This window comes from Microcoleus sp. Pol7_A1 (assembly GCF_036701085.1).
GTDB classification, from domain to species: domain Bacteria; phylum Cyanobacteriota; class Cyanobacteriia; order Cyanobacteriales; family Microcoleaceae; genus Microcoleus; species Microcoleus asticus.
The window spans coordinates 1-17,756 of the sequence record NZ_JAUBQD010000042.1; the positions used below are offsets into that span (position 1 = coordinate 1).

The window sequence follows — 17,756 nt, forward strand, 5'->3', positions numbered from 1 at the left end:
TCCGTTAATTCTTCTAACATAGATAAATTATGTAGTGATTTTGGCTATTATCTCATAAATCATTTAGGATTGCTATATATCCGTGGCATTCAGCTTCCTAAATCACCCTCCGCAAATCCTCTCCCTCTTAATTCTCCGGCCATTCTTGCAGGGCGATCGCAATTCCCTGTTTTAATCTTGGTTCAAGGCTCTCTTGGTTAACTAAAATTTCTAATTGCTGTCTGGCCTCAATCGCATTTAGCTGTTTTAGCGCAGCCGTACAGTGCAGCCTGATGCTGTTATCGGCATCTGCTAACAGTTGAATCAGCACATCTAGCGCTCTAATATCTCCTAATTGCCCCAACCCTAAAGCTAAAGATTGTTTGATTGCCGCGGAATGCACGCCGGGATGATTGCTTTCGAGTAAATCGAGCATAATTTCAACAGCTTTAGCTTTTAATTCCGGTTTTTCCACTCGCCCTAAAACAGTGATAATTTCTTGACAAATAGGAGAGTTTGTGTTAGTCAATTCGGCAATTAAGGTTTGCTGCAAATATTCTAAAGCGACTGCGGTTTCGCTCCAGCTTAGGGCGCGCGCAGTTTCGATTTGCAATTCAACCGGAGTTGTGGGCGATCGCAGCAATTCAAATAAAGCAGCCGCAGCAGCATCGGTTTTCACTCGCCCGATCGCGATCGCCGCCAGCTTGCAAACTTCTAATCGGATGTCCGAAAGCAAAGGTTTGAGCAAGTTAACTAAATCTAATTCTGCATCTAAATAGGCGCGCGCGCCGAGAGCACGCACGGCTTCTTTTCTGACTGCTGTCGCCGGATCTTTGAGTGCTGCTATCAGTACCGGGGGGATGCGGGAGTCGCGAAAGCTGCTCAATGCCTCGATTGCGTGCGCGCGCACCGCAATTTGAGAGTCTCCGACTACGCTCAACAGCGGTGGGATGGTTTCGGTGCGCCGAATTTGCGCGAGTGCTGCTGTTGCAAACTGTCGCGAGTCTTCTTGGAGTAGGAGAGTTGCGAGGGATTCTATGGCTGTCGGGCCGAAATTCCCTAGGGTTTCAGCGGCGATTTGGCTCAATTCTTCGTCGGAATTTTTGACCAATTCTACTAAAGCTTGAATCACTTCCGGGCGATCGAAGTTTCCGAGGATGCGGGCGGCAAACCACCGGGGCTCTGTGTCTGCGTCTGCGTCTTCGAGCACGGCAATTAAAGGTGCGATCGCGCCATTTCCCAGATTGGGCAATACTTTAGCAATTTCCCAACGGTCTTGAAAATCGCCCCATTCTAAGGCTTGTATTGCTAAACTGACAGCTCGATCTAAAATGTGTTGTTCCTGCGGCTTGCTGCCCTTGGCTGTCACTTGCTGCAAGCATTCGACTAACCCAGGCCAGTTTTGGCGATCGGCAGCGACTTGCCCTTGTTCTAAAAAATTAGACATAATTTTAGTTTTACTTCGATCGAGAAGCGAGATTGTTTGCTGCTAGCCCAGAGCCGGAGGTACTTTTTAGGAATCTTTGGCTACAATTATCCCTTTTTTGACATTTTTGTCAATCCATCGTAATCGGTAAAATAGAACTAAAGCATTAATTTCATAAAGTTAAGCCATCAAGCTATACTTTTTGTAATTAAAAACACTCAATATTACCCATTAAAAATCCACAAATGAAGAAAGCTCTACTTTTAGTAAACCAGCACTCCCGAAAAGGGCAAAAGTTATCATCTCAAGCCACTGTAGAATTGCAAGCACTGGGTTTTGAGTTAATTGTAGAATCTACCGACCACGCCAGCGAAATTCCCGACACAATTCGGCGCTACAAAAATAAAGTCGAATTAGTAATAATCGGCGGTGGCGACGGCACTCTCAACGCCGCCATAGAAGGTTTGATAGACACCAAGTTACCCTTGGGTATTTTGCCGATGGGAACTGCTAACGACCTAGCTCGCACTCTGGGCATTCCTACAGATTTATCCGCAGCTTGTCAAGTAATTGCCAGCCAGAAAGTTCGGTTAATAGACTTGGGTTGGGTGAACGGCAAGCATTTTTTAAATGTGGCGAGTTTGGGATTGAGCGTGCAAATTAGCCAGCGGCTGACTAAAGACGTGAAGCAGCGCTGGGGAGTTTTCGCGTATGCTTTTACTGCTTTCCAGACAATTTTGTCATCGCAACCCTTCAGAGCAGAAATTAAAGTAAACGACCAATCTTTTAATGTTAAAACTATTCAAATTGCCATTGGTAATGGTCGCTATTACGGCGGCGGCATGACAGTTGCCGAAGATGCCACAATCGACGACAAGCGACTGGATTTGTACAGTTTGGAAATAAAAAACTGGTGGGAAATCATTGCTTTGCTGCCAGCTATGAGGCAAGGAAATCATACCAGTTGGCCTAACGTTCGTGCCTTGCACGCTCAAGAATTTGAGGTTAATACTAGCAAACGCCGTCCGATTAATACCGACGGTGAAATCACCACTCACACGCCTGCAACATTCCGAGTGATTCCCCAAGCTTTAGCAGTTATAGCTCCTTCATAACTCATAACTAATATATCAGTTAACTGGTTCCCAGGCTGGAGCCGGGGAACCCATATCTAGAGGCTCTGCCTCGGTGCCGAAAATGGAGGCAGAGCCTCCGGATCTGCGTTACCAGGCTCCAGCCTGGTAACGAGTAATTTTCTTGTGCAACAGGCCGGAGAGCTTGTTCACTTAATAATCGCCTCCAGCGCCGTATTGCCACGCTTCAACTAATCGGTGAAAATAGTATTGCTGCTCCGGCGCTAAATTCTTCACCTGCGGTTCTACGGCTTTCCCCAAAGGCTGCAATCCCGTATAAAGTCCTAAATTTATATAATGAACCATCCAATCGAGCAAATTAGCTATTCCAACCTGCGGGATAATTTTCATCACTAATCCGGGATGGCTAATTGCTGTTTTAAACAGTGTTTTTGACAAAGCCGGAAACAGCACGATATCTTGAAGAAACGGTTTGAGTACCGGTTCTCCCAACTCTTCCATTACCTGAAATACTGCCGCCAAAAGCTGATTGATTTGATTGGGGTCTATTCTTTGATTCATCGCAGCACTCATCGAACGCTGAAACAACCAGGTAACTGATAGATTCGGCTGGTAGGGTTGCAAAAGTGCGAGGGAATTGTTGCTGAGACTGTCGCTTGTCAAAGCTTCGTCAATTCCTAGAGTCAATCGTTTGAGGTGGCGCACCATTGCCCCGAAACCGCCGAAGCTGAGGGGAGATTGGCTACCGCTGCTGTCTCCGACTGGGAGTATGCGATTCCAAGGCGTTTTTAGAGGACTTTGGCGATAGCAGGGGAAGAATCCGTAGAGTGCTCTTTGGAATTTTAACTGTTCGAGTTCGACGTTTTGATATTGGGGAAGCAAGCGCAAATACTCTTCAAATAAGGTTTCTAAACTGAATCTTTCTGTGTCGGCGTCTATGTAGGTAAATAAGTAGGTGGTGCGGCCGTCTCTGGCTGGAAATGCTTCCCAAAAATATTGGCACTGATTTTCCATTGGGGTGAAGGATGCAAATATATCGCCGCTGTCGTTTTTGGGGAATCCTTGAGCGCAACTGCCGACTACTAAACATACGGCGTCGGGTTTGTTGCCTTGTCTTGCTTGGCGGACAATGGGGGAAAAATGTCCCATTGCGTCTAATAATAATCGGCTTTTAAATAAATTTTTAGCAGCTTGTGAAGCGGTATTTTCTGATTCAATAAGAACGCCATTTGGGTGAATTGTGGCTGTTTTAAATGGTGTATTTTCATATAAATTGCCTCCAGCTTCTAGGAATCGCTGCTTGAGGGTTTCTAGGAGGTAAACAGGGTCTATTCCGATGTTGAGTACGTCGCGCACCCAAATGTCGGGGGTGTTGGCAAAGCTGATGCGGGCTGGGTTGTATTCGGTGGCGATCGCCTTTTCTATCTCTTCAACAGATAGCAGATTTAGTTCTAAGAATGCGTCTAATTCTTTGCGAGAAATGTTCCATTCTTGCTCGCGGCCTCGCAGGGTGCCGCGTTCGAGCAGGGCTACTCGCCAACCCCGCACGGCTAAGGCTGTACCGATTAATATTCCTAGGGTTCCGCCGCCGATAACTATGTCGAATTCGAGGGTATCCAGGGGTTGTTGGCTGTGTTTGACTGCTTGGGGTGCTGGTGCGGTGTTTTGTTTGAGGTTTTCCCAGAGTCGATCGACTTTTCTCAGGCCTCCGAGGGCGTCTGCTGGCAGTTGGGAGAGGATTTGTTCGGTGAGGGACATCGGGTTTTAGTATTAAACAGTGGCTGATTTTTTATAATTTAGCTTAGATCAACGTTTCCGACAGTTTCAGGGCTTAAGCATGAGGTGGTGAGAAACCCGGTTTCTAACAATTTTGGGCTTAGTAACGAGAAATATACGAATCAACCGGGTTTCAGATGTCGCGAGTGCGATCGGGAACGGAGTTTTTTTTATCATCACATAGAGAAACCCGGTTTCTCAAAAAAAAACCGGGTTTATACCCTTCGTCGGTAAGTCTGGGGAATTATCTTCAATCAGCCGTGCTTAACTCTTCAACTCGCAGCCGATCGCACAAAATTCCTTCGCACACAATAGCACCGCTCTCCGCACTCCTGCAAACTTCTAACTGAGCTTCCGGCAGCGCTTCAAACAAAAAACGTTCCCCGGGAAACACCGTCCGCTCAAAATACCAATTAGGAATATTTGTAATCCGAGCGATTTGCACTTGACTGGTAGTATTCAGATACCAACACAAAATGCGCGCATGACGTTCGGAAATTACCTCATTCAGTGTCAAATTCATATTTTTAACTTGTTTGTGAAACTGTGCGATCCATCGGCGACTGGCCTAAACTTAATATACCATATCACCCGTGACAACAAAATTTTTTCAACATTTCTTAGGTTAATTAATAAAGGCCCCTGGGGAAACTTTGGCGCATTCCACGTCTTCCCAAGAAGCTGCAAAAGCTGGCATTGCTAAAGTGCAAGATTTCCATTCTCCCCGAACAGGTGCGTTGAACAATTCACAGTGACCTACGGAACCTCTTTGCAGTTTATAGTGACCGCAAAAATTACACTTAGAAGCCGGATTTAAGCCACGCTCGCTAATTACCTGATTGGGATTGCTGTGGATGTTGTTGCGTTCTAAAGTTAGAGTTTCCATTAAGGTATTTTTTAAATGTTGTCTCTTAAGTATGACAGCCAGATTCCAGTCGTGGCGTCTATCTCAAGGCTTAGTTCGCCTTTTAAGTTTTGTTTAGGGATCGATAGAAAACAGGTTATTTTTGACATTATAAAGCTAGGGAGCAATTTAATTTTCTTCCTGCCGAACTTGCAGACCGCGCTTTACTGCTGAGCAGCTTCCCTGGAGATGTACTTCCTCAGACAGAGCTAATTATCCTCGCCTAGCTTGCTAAACAAATCGGCTAAAATAGTATTAGAAAATAAAAAACCTTCGGGATCGCTCAACCTCAAATTGCCCGAAAGCGGCAGTTTCGCACCCTCGCCTAAAGTTGCAATCGCCCTATCCTCCGTCATAATTTCCACCCATCCTTGCCGCCAGTATGGTTGCAAACCATGCCAAATTTTATCAACCGTTTGCTGCGTAAACTTTTCAGTCAGCGCCGACAGGCTAACTCCTTCTGCTAAACGCAAACCTAGCATCAGCGTTTCTAACAAAACGTCATTTTCTGATACTTGTTGAAAATTTTGCTCAATTTGTCGATCCATCTCTGGCTGGGTTTCCCCTCCCAGCTTTGGGGTAGCAGGGGAATTGAGGCGAGACATCGATCGCACCCACTGATAATATTCTTGAGTTTTGCGAGGCCTTGTTAGCCTCCGGCCTTCCACGTAACTCGCCGCCCCCATTCCCAAGCCGTAATAAGGGCGATTTTCCCAATAAACGCGGTTGTGGCGACACTGATAGCCCGATCGAGCGTAATTAGAAATTTCGTAATGTTCGTATCCAGCACCGGTCAGAATTTCCCGCGCTAAACGGTACATTTGAGCAGCGGTTTCATCTGCTGGTAGCGGCTGCGCGCCTGCTTCAAAGTAGCGCCCGAAAGCAGTTCCCTGCTCAACAATTAAGTCGTAACTCGACAGGTGAGTCGGGCTAATTTCCACCGCCGATTTCAGGGAAGCTTCCCACTGTTCTAAAGTTTGGTGCGGCAGTCCAGAAATCAGGTCTAAACTGAAATTGACAATACCAGCAGATCGCACTATTTCTACTGCTTCAAAAATATCAGCGACAGAGTGCGATCGTCCGCAAGCTTGCAGCAGTTCATCTTGAAAAGCTTGCACTCCCAAACTAACTCGATTTACTCCCGCCGCTGCATATCCCCGCAACTGTTCTAAAGTAAACGTACCCGGGTCTATTTCTATAGAAATTTCCGCCCCAGCAGCAATCCCAAATTTGCCGTCGAGAGTCTCTAAAATATTGCTCAACTGACTGACAGAAAGCAGCGAAGGCGTGCCACCACCAAAAAAAACTGTTTCCAGAGATGCCCCTAAATTTGGAGTTTCTTGAATTTCTTGACACAGTACAGCAACGTATTGCACGATTGTGCCGGAATTCTCGCCATTTTTGCGATCGCCCACCACAAAAACCGGAAAATCGCAGTAGTAACAGCGGCGCCGACAAAAAGGTACGTGCAGGTAAGCCGAACTGGGAATGCCGGAATTTGTCGCTTGCACACTTTTTTTTAATTCAAATGTTAAATAATCTGTGGCAGGGTTCATTACATCTCAAGCCGAAAGCGCAACTTCAAATCTAAAATTTTAATTAAACAATCATGAATAATTATGTATATTATGACATTTTCTTACCAAAAAAGCCCTGCGAACGATCGGCTCTTTTAATTTAACCTCGTACCAGTTTCGATCTGCCACAATTCCCGAACAGCGCGCAGGGCGCTCTATTCGCACTTCGTGCCTGCTTTCGGCGGGGCGCGGTAAATGCCGAGCAACTCACTGGTTGAACCCCCAAAGGGTACAACCGCGAAATATAAGTTTATGAAAATCCATGAGTAAATATAGCGATATCCGACCACAGCATAAAAACAAGTATCAGCACTCGAAAGATATAATGTGAATAAATTCATTAACCTAGAACTAATGCTAGACGCAATCATAATAATCTCATTCATAATCGCAGGCGGAGGCATAGGCTATTACGGAGTCGAACTCCTGCCGAGCAATCTGCTGCAGCAAGTTACAAATATACAAGGTTTAAGTTCTGTACTAGGCTCGTTTGGAGCATTAATCGGCTTCGTGCTGGGATTAGTGGCTCAAACCACATACCGGCGCCTGGAAAAACAAGTTCGCGATATGCCAGTGGAGATGTTACTGACGCGGGCGATCGGCTTAATCATCGGACTGCTAGTAGCTAACTTAATGCTGGCTCCGCTGTTCCTGCTGCCAATTCCCCGCGAGTTCGGCTTCATCAAACCTCTAGTCGCAGTCTTGGGAAGCCTCATGTTCGGCTTCACAGGCGTCAGTTTGACCGACACCCACGGCCGCGCTTTCTTGCGGCTGATCAACCCGAAAACCTTAGACACTGTGTTGGTAGCCGAAGGTACTTTCAAACCAGCAAGTGCCAAAGTTGTCGATACTAGCTGCATTATTGACGGCCGGATTGAAAACCTGCTAGAAACTGGTTTCCTCGAAGGTCAAATTATCGTGCCGCAATTCGTGCTCCAAGAACTGCAACTGGTAGCTGATTCCGCCAACGATCAAAAGCGAGTGCGCGGGCGCCGCGGCTTAGATGTACTCAACCGCATCAAAGAAACATATCCAGAACGGATTCAAATTCACTCGGCTGACTACGAAGATCTTGCGACAGTCGATGCGAAATTAGTCCGCTTCGCTTTGGATATCGACGGCATTTTGCTCACCAACGATTACAACTTATCGAAAGTAGCTACCGTCCAAAAACTGCCGGTTTTGAATATCAACGATTTGACTCATGCGGTGCGCCCCACTTATTTGCCGGGAGATACGATCGAACTAAAAATCCGCAAAGAAGGCAAAGAACCCTCTCAGGGAATCGGTTACTTGGATGACGGCACAATGGTTGTCGTAGAAGCAGGAAGCAGCTATGTCGGGGGCGAAGCCCGAGTCGTAGTCACCAGCGCCCTGCAAACTAGCGCCGGCCGCATGATATTCGCCCGCCCTCAAGAGTCCGTTATTGTTTGAAACTGAGTAACAATGGCCAGGGCAATCAGAATCAAATATTGCGATCGCTGTTCCCAATCTGCCCCGACTCTCTACCGCGCCCGGTATGACGAGTCGGGGCAGTGGTTTTTTTTGTGTCTTAAATGTTGGGAATCGGTAAGTATAGCAACCGCCCCGGCGGTTAGGACGTAGCGATCTTTCATCACTCTCTGATAAATTGGCGATTTTTCGAGGATACAGCCCATGAAGATTCAAGGTTTCACCCCAAAGTGACAAAAGAGGGATATAAGCCGAATGGCAGTCACAAATAGGGGAGCAAGGAGACAGAAAGAAAAGCGTTTTATTGATTTTCCATAGTATTATCTTATTAAAAATTGTGTAAGAAATTTATGAGAAAGATGAAAGCCGCTGTTTTTGTAGAAAAAGGGCGAATCGAGATTCAAGAAAAACCAATTCCTGAGATTGGGCCTACTGATGCACTGATGAAAATCACCACGACGACAATCTGTGGCACAGATGTTCATATACTCAAAGGTGAAGTACCCGTCCAGCCTGGACGGACACTAGGACATGAACCAGTTGGCGTCATTGCAGAACTCGGCGCAGGCGTTCACGGCTATGAAATAGGACAGCGTATTCTTGTTGGTGCTATAACTCCTTGTGGTCAGTGCAATTTCTGTCTTGACGGCTACCAAGCGCAGTGCGGCGGTAAGCCAATGGGTGGTTGGCGCTTCGGCAATACCATTGATGGTTCTCAGGCGGAATACATGCTAGTGCCGAACGCAATGGCAAATTTGACTCCCATACCTGACGAATTAACCGACGAACAGGTGCTCATGTGTCCCGATGTTATGAGTACGGGTTTCAGTGGTGCCGAAAGCGGAAATATCAAGATTGGTGATACAGTCGCCATATTTGCCCAAGGACCAATTGGTATGAGCGCCACTGTCGGTGCCAGACTCAGAGGTGCTTCCAAAATCATTGCCGTCAGCAGCAATCCAGCACGCCTGGAAATGTCCCAAATGCTTGGCTCCGACATTGTTTTAAACTATAAAAAGTGCAATCCAGTCGAAGCGATCCTGGATTTGACTGATGGTCGCGGTGTAGATGTAGCGATTGAAGCACTCGGTATTCAGGAAACCTTTGAAGCCTGTTTGCGTGTGGTTAAACCAGGCGGAATTGTATCGAGTCTAGGAGTCTATTCTGGAAAACTTGCCATTCCTGTAGATGCCTTTGCCGCCGGTATTGGAGATAAGAAAATTGTTACCACCCTCTGCCCCGGTGGAAAAGAACGTATGCGGCGGCTGATAAATGTCATACAGTCCGCTCGTGCCGACCTGAGACCTATGATCACACACAGGTTTAAGCTAGATCAAATAAAAGAAGCGTATGAATTATTCGGCAATCAACGAGATGGTGTCATAAAAGTTGCCATAAACCCATAAATCCATGATTGAACGGCAGCATTTTTGTCTCGTTCATCACAACTCACCGCTACATCGGGATAGTAAAAAAAATTAGGTGTATCGAGCATAACTCTCATATCTGCCATGTAAGGTATGCAGCCACTTCCCCGAAGATGGTTTCTCAAAAGTACAGATACGTTCCCCGTGATAATGGCATGAGGTTTGCTTTCCCCTGCTTTTGCATAGATTTTCCCTTGCCTGTACTCGTGTTTTATGGGGCGGACTTTCTCGGTTCCTAAATAGTCTTCGGGGGAGATAGAGGTGCAGCTTTTACTTGCAGTCATCTAAATTTGAGGTTAGTGAGCATTACACAATTATAGCCGTAGCTTGCGGGGCGGGACGCCATCGCCCTTTTTCAGCTTTTCCCCAAAGTTTTAACGCCGGCGCGGGGCCGGAAGCCTCGCGCTATTGCCATTTTGCGGTTGCGGTTTTTCTTGCAGCTTCATTGTCAAACTAACCCGCTTTAACTTCTCATTCACCTCCAAAACCCGCACTTTCACAACTTGTCCGACTTTAACAATCTGTTTGGGGTCATCTACGAATCGATCGGCTAATTGAGAAACGTGAACCAAACCATCTTGGTGCACTCCCACATCAACAAAGGCTCCAAAGTTAGCTACATTCGTGATTATGCCTTCTAATTCCATCCCAACTTGCAAGTCGGAGATTTCTTTGATTCCTGCTTGGAAAGTGGCATATTTAAACTCGGCTCGCGGGTCTCTTCCCGGTTTTTCTAGTTCGGAAATAATGTCTCGGAGTGTTGGTTCTCCTACTTTTTCGGTGACATACTTCTTGATGTTTACAGTCTTAATTTTTTCCGAAATTTGTGTTATTTCAGTCAGAGGCAAGTCCAAATCCTTGGCGATCGCCTGCACGACAGGATAACTTTCTGGATGAACTGCTGTATTGTCCAGGGGGTTTTCGCCGCCGCGAATGCGGAGAAACCCGGCTGCTTGTTCAAAAGCTTTTGGCCCGAGTTTTGGAACTTTCAGGAGTTGGCGGCGATTTTTAAACGCGCCGTTTTCGTTGCGGTAATTAACGATATTTTTGGCAACTGTTGCCGTCATTCCCGATACAAATGTCAGCAGTTCTTTGGAGGCTGTGTTTAAGTCAACTCCGACATAATTAACGCAGCTTTCGACTGTTTCGTCGAGTTTCTTTTTGAGCAGTTTTTGGTCAACATCGTGCTGGTATTGACCGACTCCTATTGATTTCGGGTCGATTTTCACGAGTTCGGCGAGGGGGTCTTGCAAGCGCCGTCCGATGCTGACTGCGCCGCGGACGGTGATGTCGAGGTCGGGAAATTCGGCGATCGCCACTTCGCTTGCTGAATAAATCGATGCACCCGATTCATTCACCATGACTTTAATCGGTTTCCTGTCCATTTCTGCCAAAACTTCCGAAACAAATTCGTCTGTTTCCCGGGAAGCTGTACCGTTGCCGATCGCGATTAATTCAATTTTATATTTTTCAATTAAATGCTTGACAATTTTACCAGCTTGCTGTCGCTGAGCCGCTGCTTGGTGGGGAAAAATTGCTTGATATTCTAAAAATTGTCCGGTTTCATCGAGGGCGGAAACTTTACACCCTGTGCGAAATCCCGGATCGATCGCCAGTGTGGGTTTCATTCCCGCCGGGGCCGACAGCAGCAACTCGCGGAGGTTGGTTTCAAAAGTGGCGATCGACTCGATATCAGCGACGGCTTTGTTGTGCGATCGCACTTCTGTAATTAACGAAGTCTTCATCAGTCGGTTGAAAGCATCCTTCAAAGTCGATCGATAAAACTCTTTAACTTCCGGTATCCTAGTTCTAATTTCCTGACCTTCCAAATAAGCCATCACTGCGGATTCATCAAAAGCCAGTTCCAAATCTAAAACCCCTTCCGTTTCCCCGCGAAACAGCGCTAACATATTGTGCGACTGAACGCTTCTGGCCGCAACTTGGTAATTGCGGTACATTTCAAATTTAGTGCTTCCTTCCGGGAAATCATCTTTAATTTTCGAGACAAAGACTCCTGTTTGCATCAAAAACTCTCGCAAATAAGCCCGCAATTCTGCTTTTTCCGAAACCGCTTCCGCCAAAATATCCGCAGCACCTTTTAGAGCTTCTTCTGCTGTTTTAACTCCCTTTTCTTCCGAAATGTATTTAGCTGCTTCCGCCTCAAAATCGGCTAGTTTAGCCGCAGGCAAGTTCAGAGACTTGATAAATTCTGCCAGCGGTTCCAAACCTTTTTCCCTAGCAATTGTCGCTCGCGTCCGCCGCTTGGGCTTGTAAGGCAGATAAAGGTCTTCTAGTTCGTTTTTTTGCAAACACGATTCGATTTTAGCTTGCAGTTCTTCAGTGAGTTTTCCCTGAGAGCTAATCGTATCTAAAATCGACTTTTTGCGCTCTTCAATTTCAGTCAAATATGTGAAGCGATCGGAGATATCCCGCAACTGAATTTCATTCAGTAAATCCGTGCGTTCTTTGCGGTAGCGGGCAATAAACGGAATAGTTGCTCCCTCGGCGAAAAGTTCCAGAGCATTATTGACTTGAGACAGATTAATGGAAAGTTCTTGAGCAATCAGTTGAGGAATGTCGATCATAGTGCAGAATGTCGGATCAATTGCTGGCGGTTAATAAATTATTTAGGATTTGTGGGAATTAAGAGGGAAATGAACTGCAGAGGATACAGAGCAGGAAATCAGATAAATAAGACTTTTAGAGAGTTTTATCGATTGTCCTAGCAGTGTTAACATGATGTTAGCATAAATGCCGTAATTTTTCAATATTGCCATAGAGACTACAGAAATCCTGACTGCAAACAGATTTGCAGCCAGGATTTTAGTTTTTTTATTCAAAATAAGACTGAAATCATCACTACAAACAGCCTTTAAGATTTGACAAAAACTTGATTGGTTTCCGCTGGTTTGTCGCTGGTACTCTTTGCGGTCAATTCGTCCGCGTAGGGAGATTGATGCAGATAAGCTTTACCGGCAGAACCGAAAAGTTGCAGTTTGTCAGAAATGACCGATCGCATGGCATCGATCGCCTTTTCCATTACTTCCAACAAATCTGGATCTGACAAAGAACTGCTAGTTTTTAAAACGTCCATATAAGCTTCGCGAACTTCCGTATTCACATTAAATTTAGATACTCCTAATTTAATAGATTGATTAATCATTGATTCCGGCAAACCGCTAGCACCGTGCAGCACTAACGGCACGGGAACAGAAGCGCGTATTTTTGCCAAACGCGGGAAATCGAGTTTTGGTTCGCTGAAATATTTGCCGTGAACGTTGCCAATTGTTACTGCTAAAAAATCTACCTGAGTTTCTTTGATAAACTCTACTGCTTCCAATGGATCTGTCATTTTTGCAGCTTTTTCTTCGATTGTCAAACCGTCTTCAGTGCCGCTAATTCTGCCGATTTCTGCTTCAACTACCGCACCGTTAGCGTGGGATAATTTAGTCATTTCGCGCGTAAATATTAAGTTTTGTTCGTAGGGCAAAGGAGAACCGTCTGCCATAATTGATTTGATGCCGGCGTCTAGGGCGAGATGAATGTCTTTTTCTGAGGTGCTGTGATCTAAGTGTACTGAGATCGGCACTAAAGATTTGCGCGCGGCTTCCATGCAAAGCGCGACTAAGGGCGATTTTCCGTATTTGAGGGCGCTGGGGTGAAGTTGCAGCATAGCAGGACTTTGCAGCGCTTCGGCGGCATCGATGACGGCTTTTACTCCTTCGAGGTTGTAGACGTTAAAAGCGCCGATCGCATAAGCGTTTCTCCGGGCCGTGTTCAGCAATTCGCTAGTTGAGGCGAGCATAAGTACCTGGCTTAAAAACTGTTCTGAATGTCGATTATCCTATCAAAGTTCGGTTGCAAGCTCATCTTAATTTTTATTTTTTGTAATTGCGAATTTTTGCGTAGGGTGCGGATTGCGTACCCTACTATTTGTTGGGTACGCATTTATTCTCCGTTTGGCGCCCGTTCCACACCCTACGACTAATTCATTTACTGTTTCTGTGCGTTACCAGCGTGCAAACCGCACTCTTTTAGTGTCGCTTCTTCCCACCACCAGCGACCTTCGCGTTCGTGTTGGTTCGGCAATACCGGCTTCGTACAAGGTTCGCAACCAATGCTTACAAAACCGCGTTCGTGCAACTTGTTGTAAGGCACATCCAAAGCGCGAATATAATCCCAAACCTCTGCCGAAGACCAGTTTGCTAAGGGGTTGAATTTAATTAATTCACGATCGGGAGTTGAGAATGCAGTGTCAACTTCAATAACCGGAATACCGTTGCGGGTACTGGGACTTTGGTCTTTGCGCTGACCGGTAATCCAAGCATCGAGAGTATTCAGTTTGCGGCGCAGTGGCTTGACTTTCCGCACGCCGCAGCATTCTTTGTGACCGTCTTGATAAAAACTAAACAATCCCTTTTCATCTACTAGGGCTTGTACTTCAGCAGCATCGGGAAACATTACTTCTAATTTAATGCCGTAATGTTTTCTGACTTGCTCCAAAAACTGATAGGTTTCTGAGTGCAATCTGCCGGTATCGAGGGTAAAAACGCGGAAATTTTTGGTAATTTTTGAGGCTAGATCGATCAGAACTACGTCCTCGGCACCGCTGAAAGAAATTGAGATATTTTCAAAGTTTTCTAGGGCAAATTTGAGAATTTCTCGCGGTGTTTTTTGACTGTATTCTGCTTCTAGGGCGGCAATGTTGAGATTGTTCTGGATGGCAACCATTATTTTCGGGTTATCGGTGTTCTTTTCCTCTAGACCTTTATTATAGCCGATCGCCGTCTCTCTATCACCGATGAATTTGACTGCTTTTTGCAGCAGTCTTTTCGGCTGGGCCCACAATCAAGCTCGAGGATGGCGATCGCCCGCTTCTTCAAGTTTTGGTGAACCCAACACTCCTCTACTTTAGAAGTAGCTCAAGGCTTATTTGACATGACATTGCTGCCACCCTACGAGCCTCCCCCCGAACTTTTCGGGGGCTACGAGCGCAACAGCCAGAGCGATCGCTCCGTGCAGTATTTTTCAACTGCTGCAAATGATGTTAAATCTAGTATCATATGCTACCAAAGAATAGTTATTAATTATCGGTTATATAGCAATCCTAAATCAATTGTAAAAACATTGGGCTTCACCCATCCTGATTAAGTTGGTATTAATTTATAATTTTTATCAAACAAGCCATACATATCTAACTTGGGAAAATTAAATACTTGAGAGTGAGTTACAAGCATAAATAGTTTTTTAATAAGTGGGAAAGTTCTACAGAGATACCAATGTTCTCTCAGAAATCTTTTGCCTTGAAGCCAAATATCTTCTACAGGGTTTTGCTCAGGTGAATTAGGTGCAAATAATTCACATCTTATCAACCATTCAGATTTTTCTAAATCCTGATTAACCAGGCCAAGATAATCTCGCATTTCTGCGTATTTATGATAACTTGCCCCATCCCAAAATATTAAAATTCTAGCTGCTGTATTTAGACTTTGAAGGTATTTTACAAACAAAACTGTATTTTCTGAATTTCCGGCTCCATATTCTTGCACAAAAAATTGTTTTGTTTGATAATTGAGAGCCCCAAAATATGTTTGTCTTTCTTTTTGATTTGTCATCGGTACTTCTACTCTGATCTTAGTCTTTCCCCAAACATATCCACAGACATCTCCCCAAAGTAGATGACATTCATCGATCATATATACCACAAGTCTTCCAGCTTCTATCTCTTCTCTGTTTTCTTCTAATATTTTTTCTATTTCTATCTTTTTTGTTTCTACCAATTTATCGTTTTTTTTAGGATTCTTTTTTTGAGTTTTTTTCCAGCTAATCTCGGCTTCATCAAATAATTGATAATAACTTTGATTTGATTTGAAACGAACATCATATTTGTCTTCTATGTATTCCCGAAGCTCCTGTAAGCTCAAAAACTCTTTAGCCTCTAAGTATGTGATAATCTCGGTTCGTTCTAATTGACTTAGATATGCTTTTGATCCTTGATATTTCAGTCTTACTTCTTCAACTCCATTCTTAATAAATTTTGCTTTACATTGACTGATAAATGCTGCTGATACATTTAATATTTTTTGAATTTTAGAACAAGGCACACCCTCAATCCACATCATTATAGCTAGGGCTCGCTTCTGTTCTCTAGGATCGGGGTTGCTATCGATAAAATCACTTAACTGTTTGAGATTTGGCTGCTCACACATATTGTTTTATTTCACGCTATATTTATGACCTAAATATTAACATACGACCTAACTCTTATAACTTATAAATTTTTATAAATCATTTAGGAGTGCTATACCACATTATAATCGATTTAAAAACTGTGGATAAATAACTTCAGAGTATGCTCAACTTGGCTCGCTTTGCAATTTGACATATCCGGTTCGTCAACTGCTGGTCGGCTTACTAAAAAGCGATGAAATTTGCGAGTAATTCTTGAAGCTTAACTTTTGGGAATTGGAAATTGCTAATTGCTAATTGATGAAGTTATTGTTCGCTGTGCGTTAACTTTCGCGAACCTAAAGAAAGCAATCGCAAGCTTGGAAGTTGTTTCGCTAATCGCGAGAAATTACAACTATATCGGTCGGAATAAAGCTAAAACCCAATCCTAGAAAATCCAGTTTTTCTATCCTGATAGATCGTTATAGTAATAGCTGGTGGTTTCAAAAAAGCCAATTACCAATTACTACTTACAGATTAATTTATTCAGGGTGATTCGGTGAGCGAAGTAAATTTTTATCGCTTTTTATCGCTGGCAGCCAACCTTCAGCCATGCGATCGGCTATATTGTCTTTAGAAGTACATTAATTTGTTCGCAAAGCGGAATATTCTCACCGCCGATCGCGCCAGCTTCTGAATAAACATAGTCTGCTGTCAATAACAGCAAGGAAGTGTGGAATCATGTCAAAAGTTTTAGTAGTGGACGACGTAAAGACCGAACTAGAAATCATTTGCCGCATTCTTCAAGATGCCGGACTGGAGGTGATCCGCGCTGGCGACGGCGAAGAGGCACTCGCCCTGATCCAAAAAAAGTGTCCTGCTCTGGTCGTTTTAGACGTAGTGATGCCGCGAATGAACGGGTTTGAATTGATCAGAGAATTGCGGGGCCATCGCGCAACTGCAAACTTGCCCGTAGTATTTTGTACTCATAAAAACACCGAGATCGATAAAGCTTGGGGAACCGATTTAGGCGCCGACGCTTACGTCAGCAAACCCTTTGAACCTCAGCAACTCGTCAACATCGTGCAGCGCCTGCTTTCCGCGTAAACAAAACATAAAGCGATCGGCAGCTTCTCAAAAAAAATTATACCGACAAATCCCGTTTTTTTTAATAAACTGGGTTTTTGAAACCCCTAAAAGTTTTATGTTTAATGATAGCGACCTGCTTATTTGCAAAATCCGCGATTTATTTAGCGGAAACATTTTATGCACCAAAAATGATGCTGAAAAACTCGATCTGGGGTCGGTTTTTAGACCAAAGCAAAACCATAATTTGTAAGCTACACTAAAAACAAAAAATAAGCAATGAAAACAACTGCTCCCCGGGCGGGCAATCAGACAAGTGGAACAAAGCAATTTCTCCTGTTCGGTCAAGGAGGCAGTCTGTTCGCCATAGAATTAGAGGCAGTGCGGGAAGTCCTTTCGCTCAAGGAACAACCGATTTCCCCGGTTCCCAACACCCTGCCATTTTTGCTGGGATTAACCAACTTGCGGGGCGAAATCTTAGCAGCAGCAGACTTCGGACGGTTTGCAGGCATCGAGCCGGTTGATACCTACCACCCAAGCAGCCGCATCTTAGTGGTAGAAGCGCCCGATCCGCGAGACGTGAGATTGTCGAGAATGCGTATAGGATTAGCCGTCTCCCGCGTCGAAGGAGTTTTATCTCTAAATCCCGATCGCACTGTCTCAGCGATAGATGTCAGTCCCGACTTAGCACCCTTTTTAAAAGGTCTGTACAATTCCGAAGGACGCTTGCTAATGATTGTCGATGTAGAAGCGATCGCCCATTCGGAACGCTGGTAAAAATCAAGAATACAGATAAATCAGCAACTGCTTTCCATCAATAAATTTAACTAACGATCGCCGGCATCCGATTTGCCCCTCCTTAATTTT

16 protein-coding genes are annotated in these 17,756 nt (G+C 44.8%); 6 read left to right on the forward strand and 10 right to left on the reverse strand.

What is annotated here, in order from left to right; all coding sequences use genetic code 11:
* Positions 1 to 127 precede the first annotated feature (127 nt).
* Positions 128 to 1,426 (reverse strand): HEAT repeat domain-containing protein, encoded by a 1,299-nt coding sequence (locus QUA20_RS21385; RefSeq protein ID WP_333191035.1) that lies wholly within the window; start codon positions 1,424 to 1,426, stop codon positions 128 to 130.
* 224 nt (positions 1,427 to 1,650) lie between these two features.
* On the opposite strand from QUA20_RS21385, the gene QUA20_RS21390 reads away from it, so the two are divergent.
* Positions 1,651 to 2,520 (forward strand): lipid kinase, encoded by an 870-nt coding sequence (locus QUA20_RS21390; RefSeq protein ID WP_333191036.1) that lies wholly within the window; start codon positions 1,651 to 1,653, stop codon positions 2,518 to 2,520.
* 171 nt (positions 2,521 to 2,691) lie between these two features.
* On the opposite strand, the gene QUA20_RS21395 is transcribed toward QUA20_RS21390, so the two are convergent.
* The 4 genes from QUA20_RS21395 to hemW form a co-directional block, all read right to left on the reverse strand.
* Positions 2,692 to 4,257 (reverse strand): FAD-dependent oxidoreductase, encoded by a 1,566-nt coding sequence (locus QUA20_RS21395; protein ID WP_333191037.1) that lies wholly within the window; start codon positions 4,255 to 4,257, stop codon positions 2,692 to 2,694.
* Between the two features lie 268 nt (positions 4,258 to 4,525).
* A complete protein-coding gene (locus QUA20_RS21400; RefSeq protein WP_172188826.1) occupies positions 4,526 to 4,798 on the reverse strand; it encodes a DUF1830 domain-containing protein in 273 nt (90 codons plus the stop codon).
* A gap of 102 nt (positions 4,799 to 4,900) precedes the next feature.
* A complete protein-coding gene (locus QUA20_RS21405) occupies positions 4,901 to 5,161 on the reverse strand; it encodes a hypothetical protein (protein WP_333191038.1) in 261 nt (86 codons plus the stop codon).
* A 227-nt stretch (positions 5,162 to 5,388) separates the two neighbouring features.
* Positions 5,389 to 6,735 carry a radical SAM family heme chaperone HemW gene (gene hemW, locus QUA20_RS21410; protein WP_333191039.1) on the reverse strand — a complete coding sequence of 449 codons (1,347 nt, stop codon included), beginning with the start codon at positions 6,733 to 6,735 and terminating at the stop codon, positions 5,389 to 5,391.
* A gap of 375 nt (positions 6,736 to 7,110) precedes the next feature.
* On the opposite strand from hemW, the gene QUA20_RS21415 reads away from it, so the two are divergent.
* Both QUA20_RS21415 and QUA20_RS21420 read left to right on the forward strand, forming a co-directional pair.
* Positions 7,111 to 8,190 (forward strand): PIN/TRAM domain-containing protein, encoded by a 1,080-nt coding sequence (locus tag QUA20_RS21415; RefSeq protein WP_333191040.1) that lies wholly within the window; start codon positions 7,111 to 7,113, stop codon positions 8,188 to 8,190.
* A 368-nt stretch (positions 8,191 to 8,558) separates the two neighbouring features.
* Positions 8,559 to 9,614 (forward strand): NAD(P)-dependent alcohol dehydrogenase, encoded by a 1,056-nt coding sequence (locus tag QUA20_RS21420; protein WP_333191041.1) that lies wholly within the window; start codon positions 8,559 to 8,561, stop codon positions 9,612 to 9,614.
* Here QUA20_RS21420 and QUA20_RS21425 read toward each other — a convergent pair.
* The 4 genes from QUA20_RS21425 to QUA20_RS21440 form a co-directional block, all read right to left on the reverse strand.
* Positions 9,575 to 9,919: a Uma2 family endonuclease gene (locus QUA20_RS21425; RefSeq protein ID WP_333191042.1), complete on the reverse strand. Its 345-nt coding sequence runs from the start codon at positions 9,917 to 9,919 to the stop codon at positions 9,575 to 9,577. The two genes, QUA20_RS21420 and QUA20_RS21425, sit on opposite strands and share 40 nt — an antisense overlap.
* A gap of 90 nt (positions 9,920 to 10,009) precedes the next feature.
* A complete protein-coding gene (locus tag QUA20_RS21430; protein WP_333191043.1) occupies positions 10,010 to 12,220 on the reverse strand; it encodes a Tex family protein in 2,211 nt (736 codons plus the stop codon).
* 287 nt (positions 12,221 to 12,507) lie between these two features.
* Positions 12,508 to 13,440, reverse strand: coding sequence for a class II fructose-bisphosphate aldolase (locus tag QUA20_RS21435; RefSeq protein WP_172188838.1), 933 nt, complete (start codon positions 13,438 to 13,440; stop codon positions 12,508 to 12,510).
* A gap of 188 nt (positions 13,441 to 13,628) precedes the next feature.
* On the reverse strand, positions 13,629 to 14,483 hold the full coding sequence (locus tag QUA20_RS21440; protein ID WP_333191044.1) for a phosphoadenylyl-sulfate reductase: 855 nt from the start codon (positions 14,481 to 14,483) through the stop codon (positions 13,629 to 13,631).
* A gap of 90 nt (positions 14,484 to 14,573) precedes the next feature.
* On the opposite strand from QUA20_RS21440, the gene QUA20_RS21445 reads away from it, so the two are divergent.
* Positions 14,574 to 14,786: a hypothetical protein gene (locus QUA20_RS21445; protein WP_333191045.1), complete on the forward strand. Its 213-nt coding sequence runs from the start codon at positions 14,574 to 14,576 to the stop codon at positions 14,784 to 14,786.
* Here the strand turns inward: QUA20_RS21445 and QUA20_RS21450 are convergent.
* Entirely contained in the window at positions 14,783 to 15,844 is a 1,062-nt protein-coding gene (locus QUA20_RS21450; RefSeq protein ID WP_333191046.1) for an IS630 family transposase, read from the reverse strand. The two genes, QUA20_RS21445 and QUA20_RS21450, sit on opposite strands and share 4 nt — an antisense overlap.
* A 700-nt stretch (positions 15,845 to 16,544) precedes the next feature.
* On the opposite strand from QUA20_RS21450, the gene QUA20_RS21455 reads away from it, so the two are divergent.
* Both QUA20_RS21455 and QUA20_RS21460 read left to right on the forward strand, forming a co-directional pair.
* Entirely contained in the window at positions 16,545 to 16,910 is a 366-nt protein-coding gene (locus QUA20_RS21455) for a response regulator (RefSeq protein ID WP_333191047.1), read from the forward strand.
* Positions 16,911 to 17,168: 258 nt separating this feature from the next.
* Positions 17,169 to 17,666: a chemotaxis protein CheW gene (locus tag QUA20_RS21460; protein WP_172188842.1), complete on the forward strand. Its 498-nt coding sequence runs from the start codon at positions 17,169 to 17,171 to the stop codon at positions 17,664 to 17,666.
* Positions 17,667 to 17,756 lie beyond the last annotated feature (90 nt).

What these genes read in the sequence shown, in the direction of transcription:
- QUA20_RS21385 (WP_333191035.1), bottom strand. Translation starts at nt 1,426, where the DNA reads ATGTCTAATTTTTTAGAACAAGGGCAAGTCGCTGCCGATCGCCAAAAC.
- QUA20_RS21390 (WP_333191036.1), top strand. Translation starts at nt 1,651, where the DNA reads ATGAAGAAAGCTCTACTTTTAGTAAACCAGCACTCCCGAAAAGGGCAA.
- QUA20_RS21395 (WP_333191037.1), bottom strand. Translation starts at nt 4,257, where the DNA reads ATGTCCCTCACCGAACAAATCCTCTCCCAACTGCCAGCAGACGCCCTC.
- QUA20_RS21400 (WP_172188826.1), bottom strand. Translation starts at nt 4,798, where the DNA reads ATGAATTTGACACTGAATGAGGTAATTTCCGAACGTCATGCGCGCATT.
- QUA20_RS21405 (WP_333191038.1), bottom strand. Translation starts at nt 5,161, where the DNA reads ATGGAAACTCTAACTTTAGAACGCAACAACATCCACAGCAATCCCAAT.
- hemW (WP_333191039.1), bottom strand. Translation starts at nt 6,735, where the DNA reads ATGAACCCTGCCACAGATTATTTAACATTTGAATTAAAAAAAAGTGTG.
- QUA20_RS21415 (WP_333191040.1), top strand. Translation starts at nt 7,111, where the DNA reads ATGCTAGACGCAATCATAATAATCTCATTCATAATCGCAGGCGGAGGC.
- QUA20_RS21420 (WP_333191041.1), top strand. Translation starts at nt 8,559, where the DNA reads ATGAGAAAGATGAAAGCCGCTGTTTTTGTAGAAAAAGGGCGAATCGAG.
- QUA20_RS21425 (WP_333191042.1), bottom strand. Translation starts at nt 9,919, where the DNA reads ATGACTGCAAGTAAAAGCTGCACCTCTATCTCCCCCGAAGACTATTTA.
- QUA20_RS21430 (WP_333191043.1), bottom strand. Translation starts at nt 12,220, where the DNA reads ATGATCGACATTCCTCAACTGATTGCTCAAGAACTTTCCATTAATCTG.
- QUA20_RS21435 (WP_172188838.1), bottom strand. Translation starts at nt 13,440, where the DNA reads ATGCTCGCCTCAACTAGCGAATTGCTGAACACGGCCCGGAGAAACGCT.
- QUA20_RS21445 (WP_333191045.1), top strand. Translation starts at nt 14,574, where the DNA reads ATGACATTGCTGCCACCCTACGAGCCTCCCCCCGAACTTTTCGGGGGC.
- QUA20_RS21450 (WP_333191046.1), bottom strand. Translation starts at nt 15,844, where the DNA reads ATGTGTGAGCAGCCAAATCTCAAACAGTTAAGTGATTTTATCGATAGC.
- QUA20_RS21455 (WP_333191047.1), top strand. Translation starts at nt 16,545, where the DNA reads ATGTCAAAAGTTTTAGTAGTGGACGACGTAAAGACCGAACTAGAAATC.
- QUA20_RS21460 (WP_172188842.1), top strand. Translation starts at nt 17,169, where the DNA reads ATGAAAACAACTGCTCCCCGGGCGGGCAATCAGACAAGTGGAACAAAG.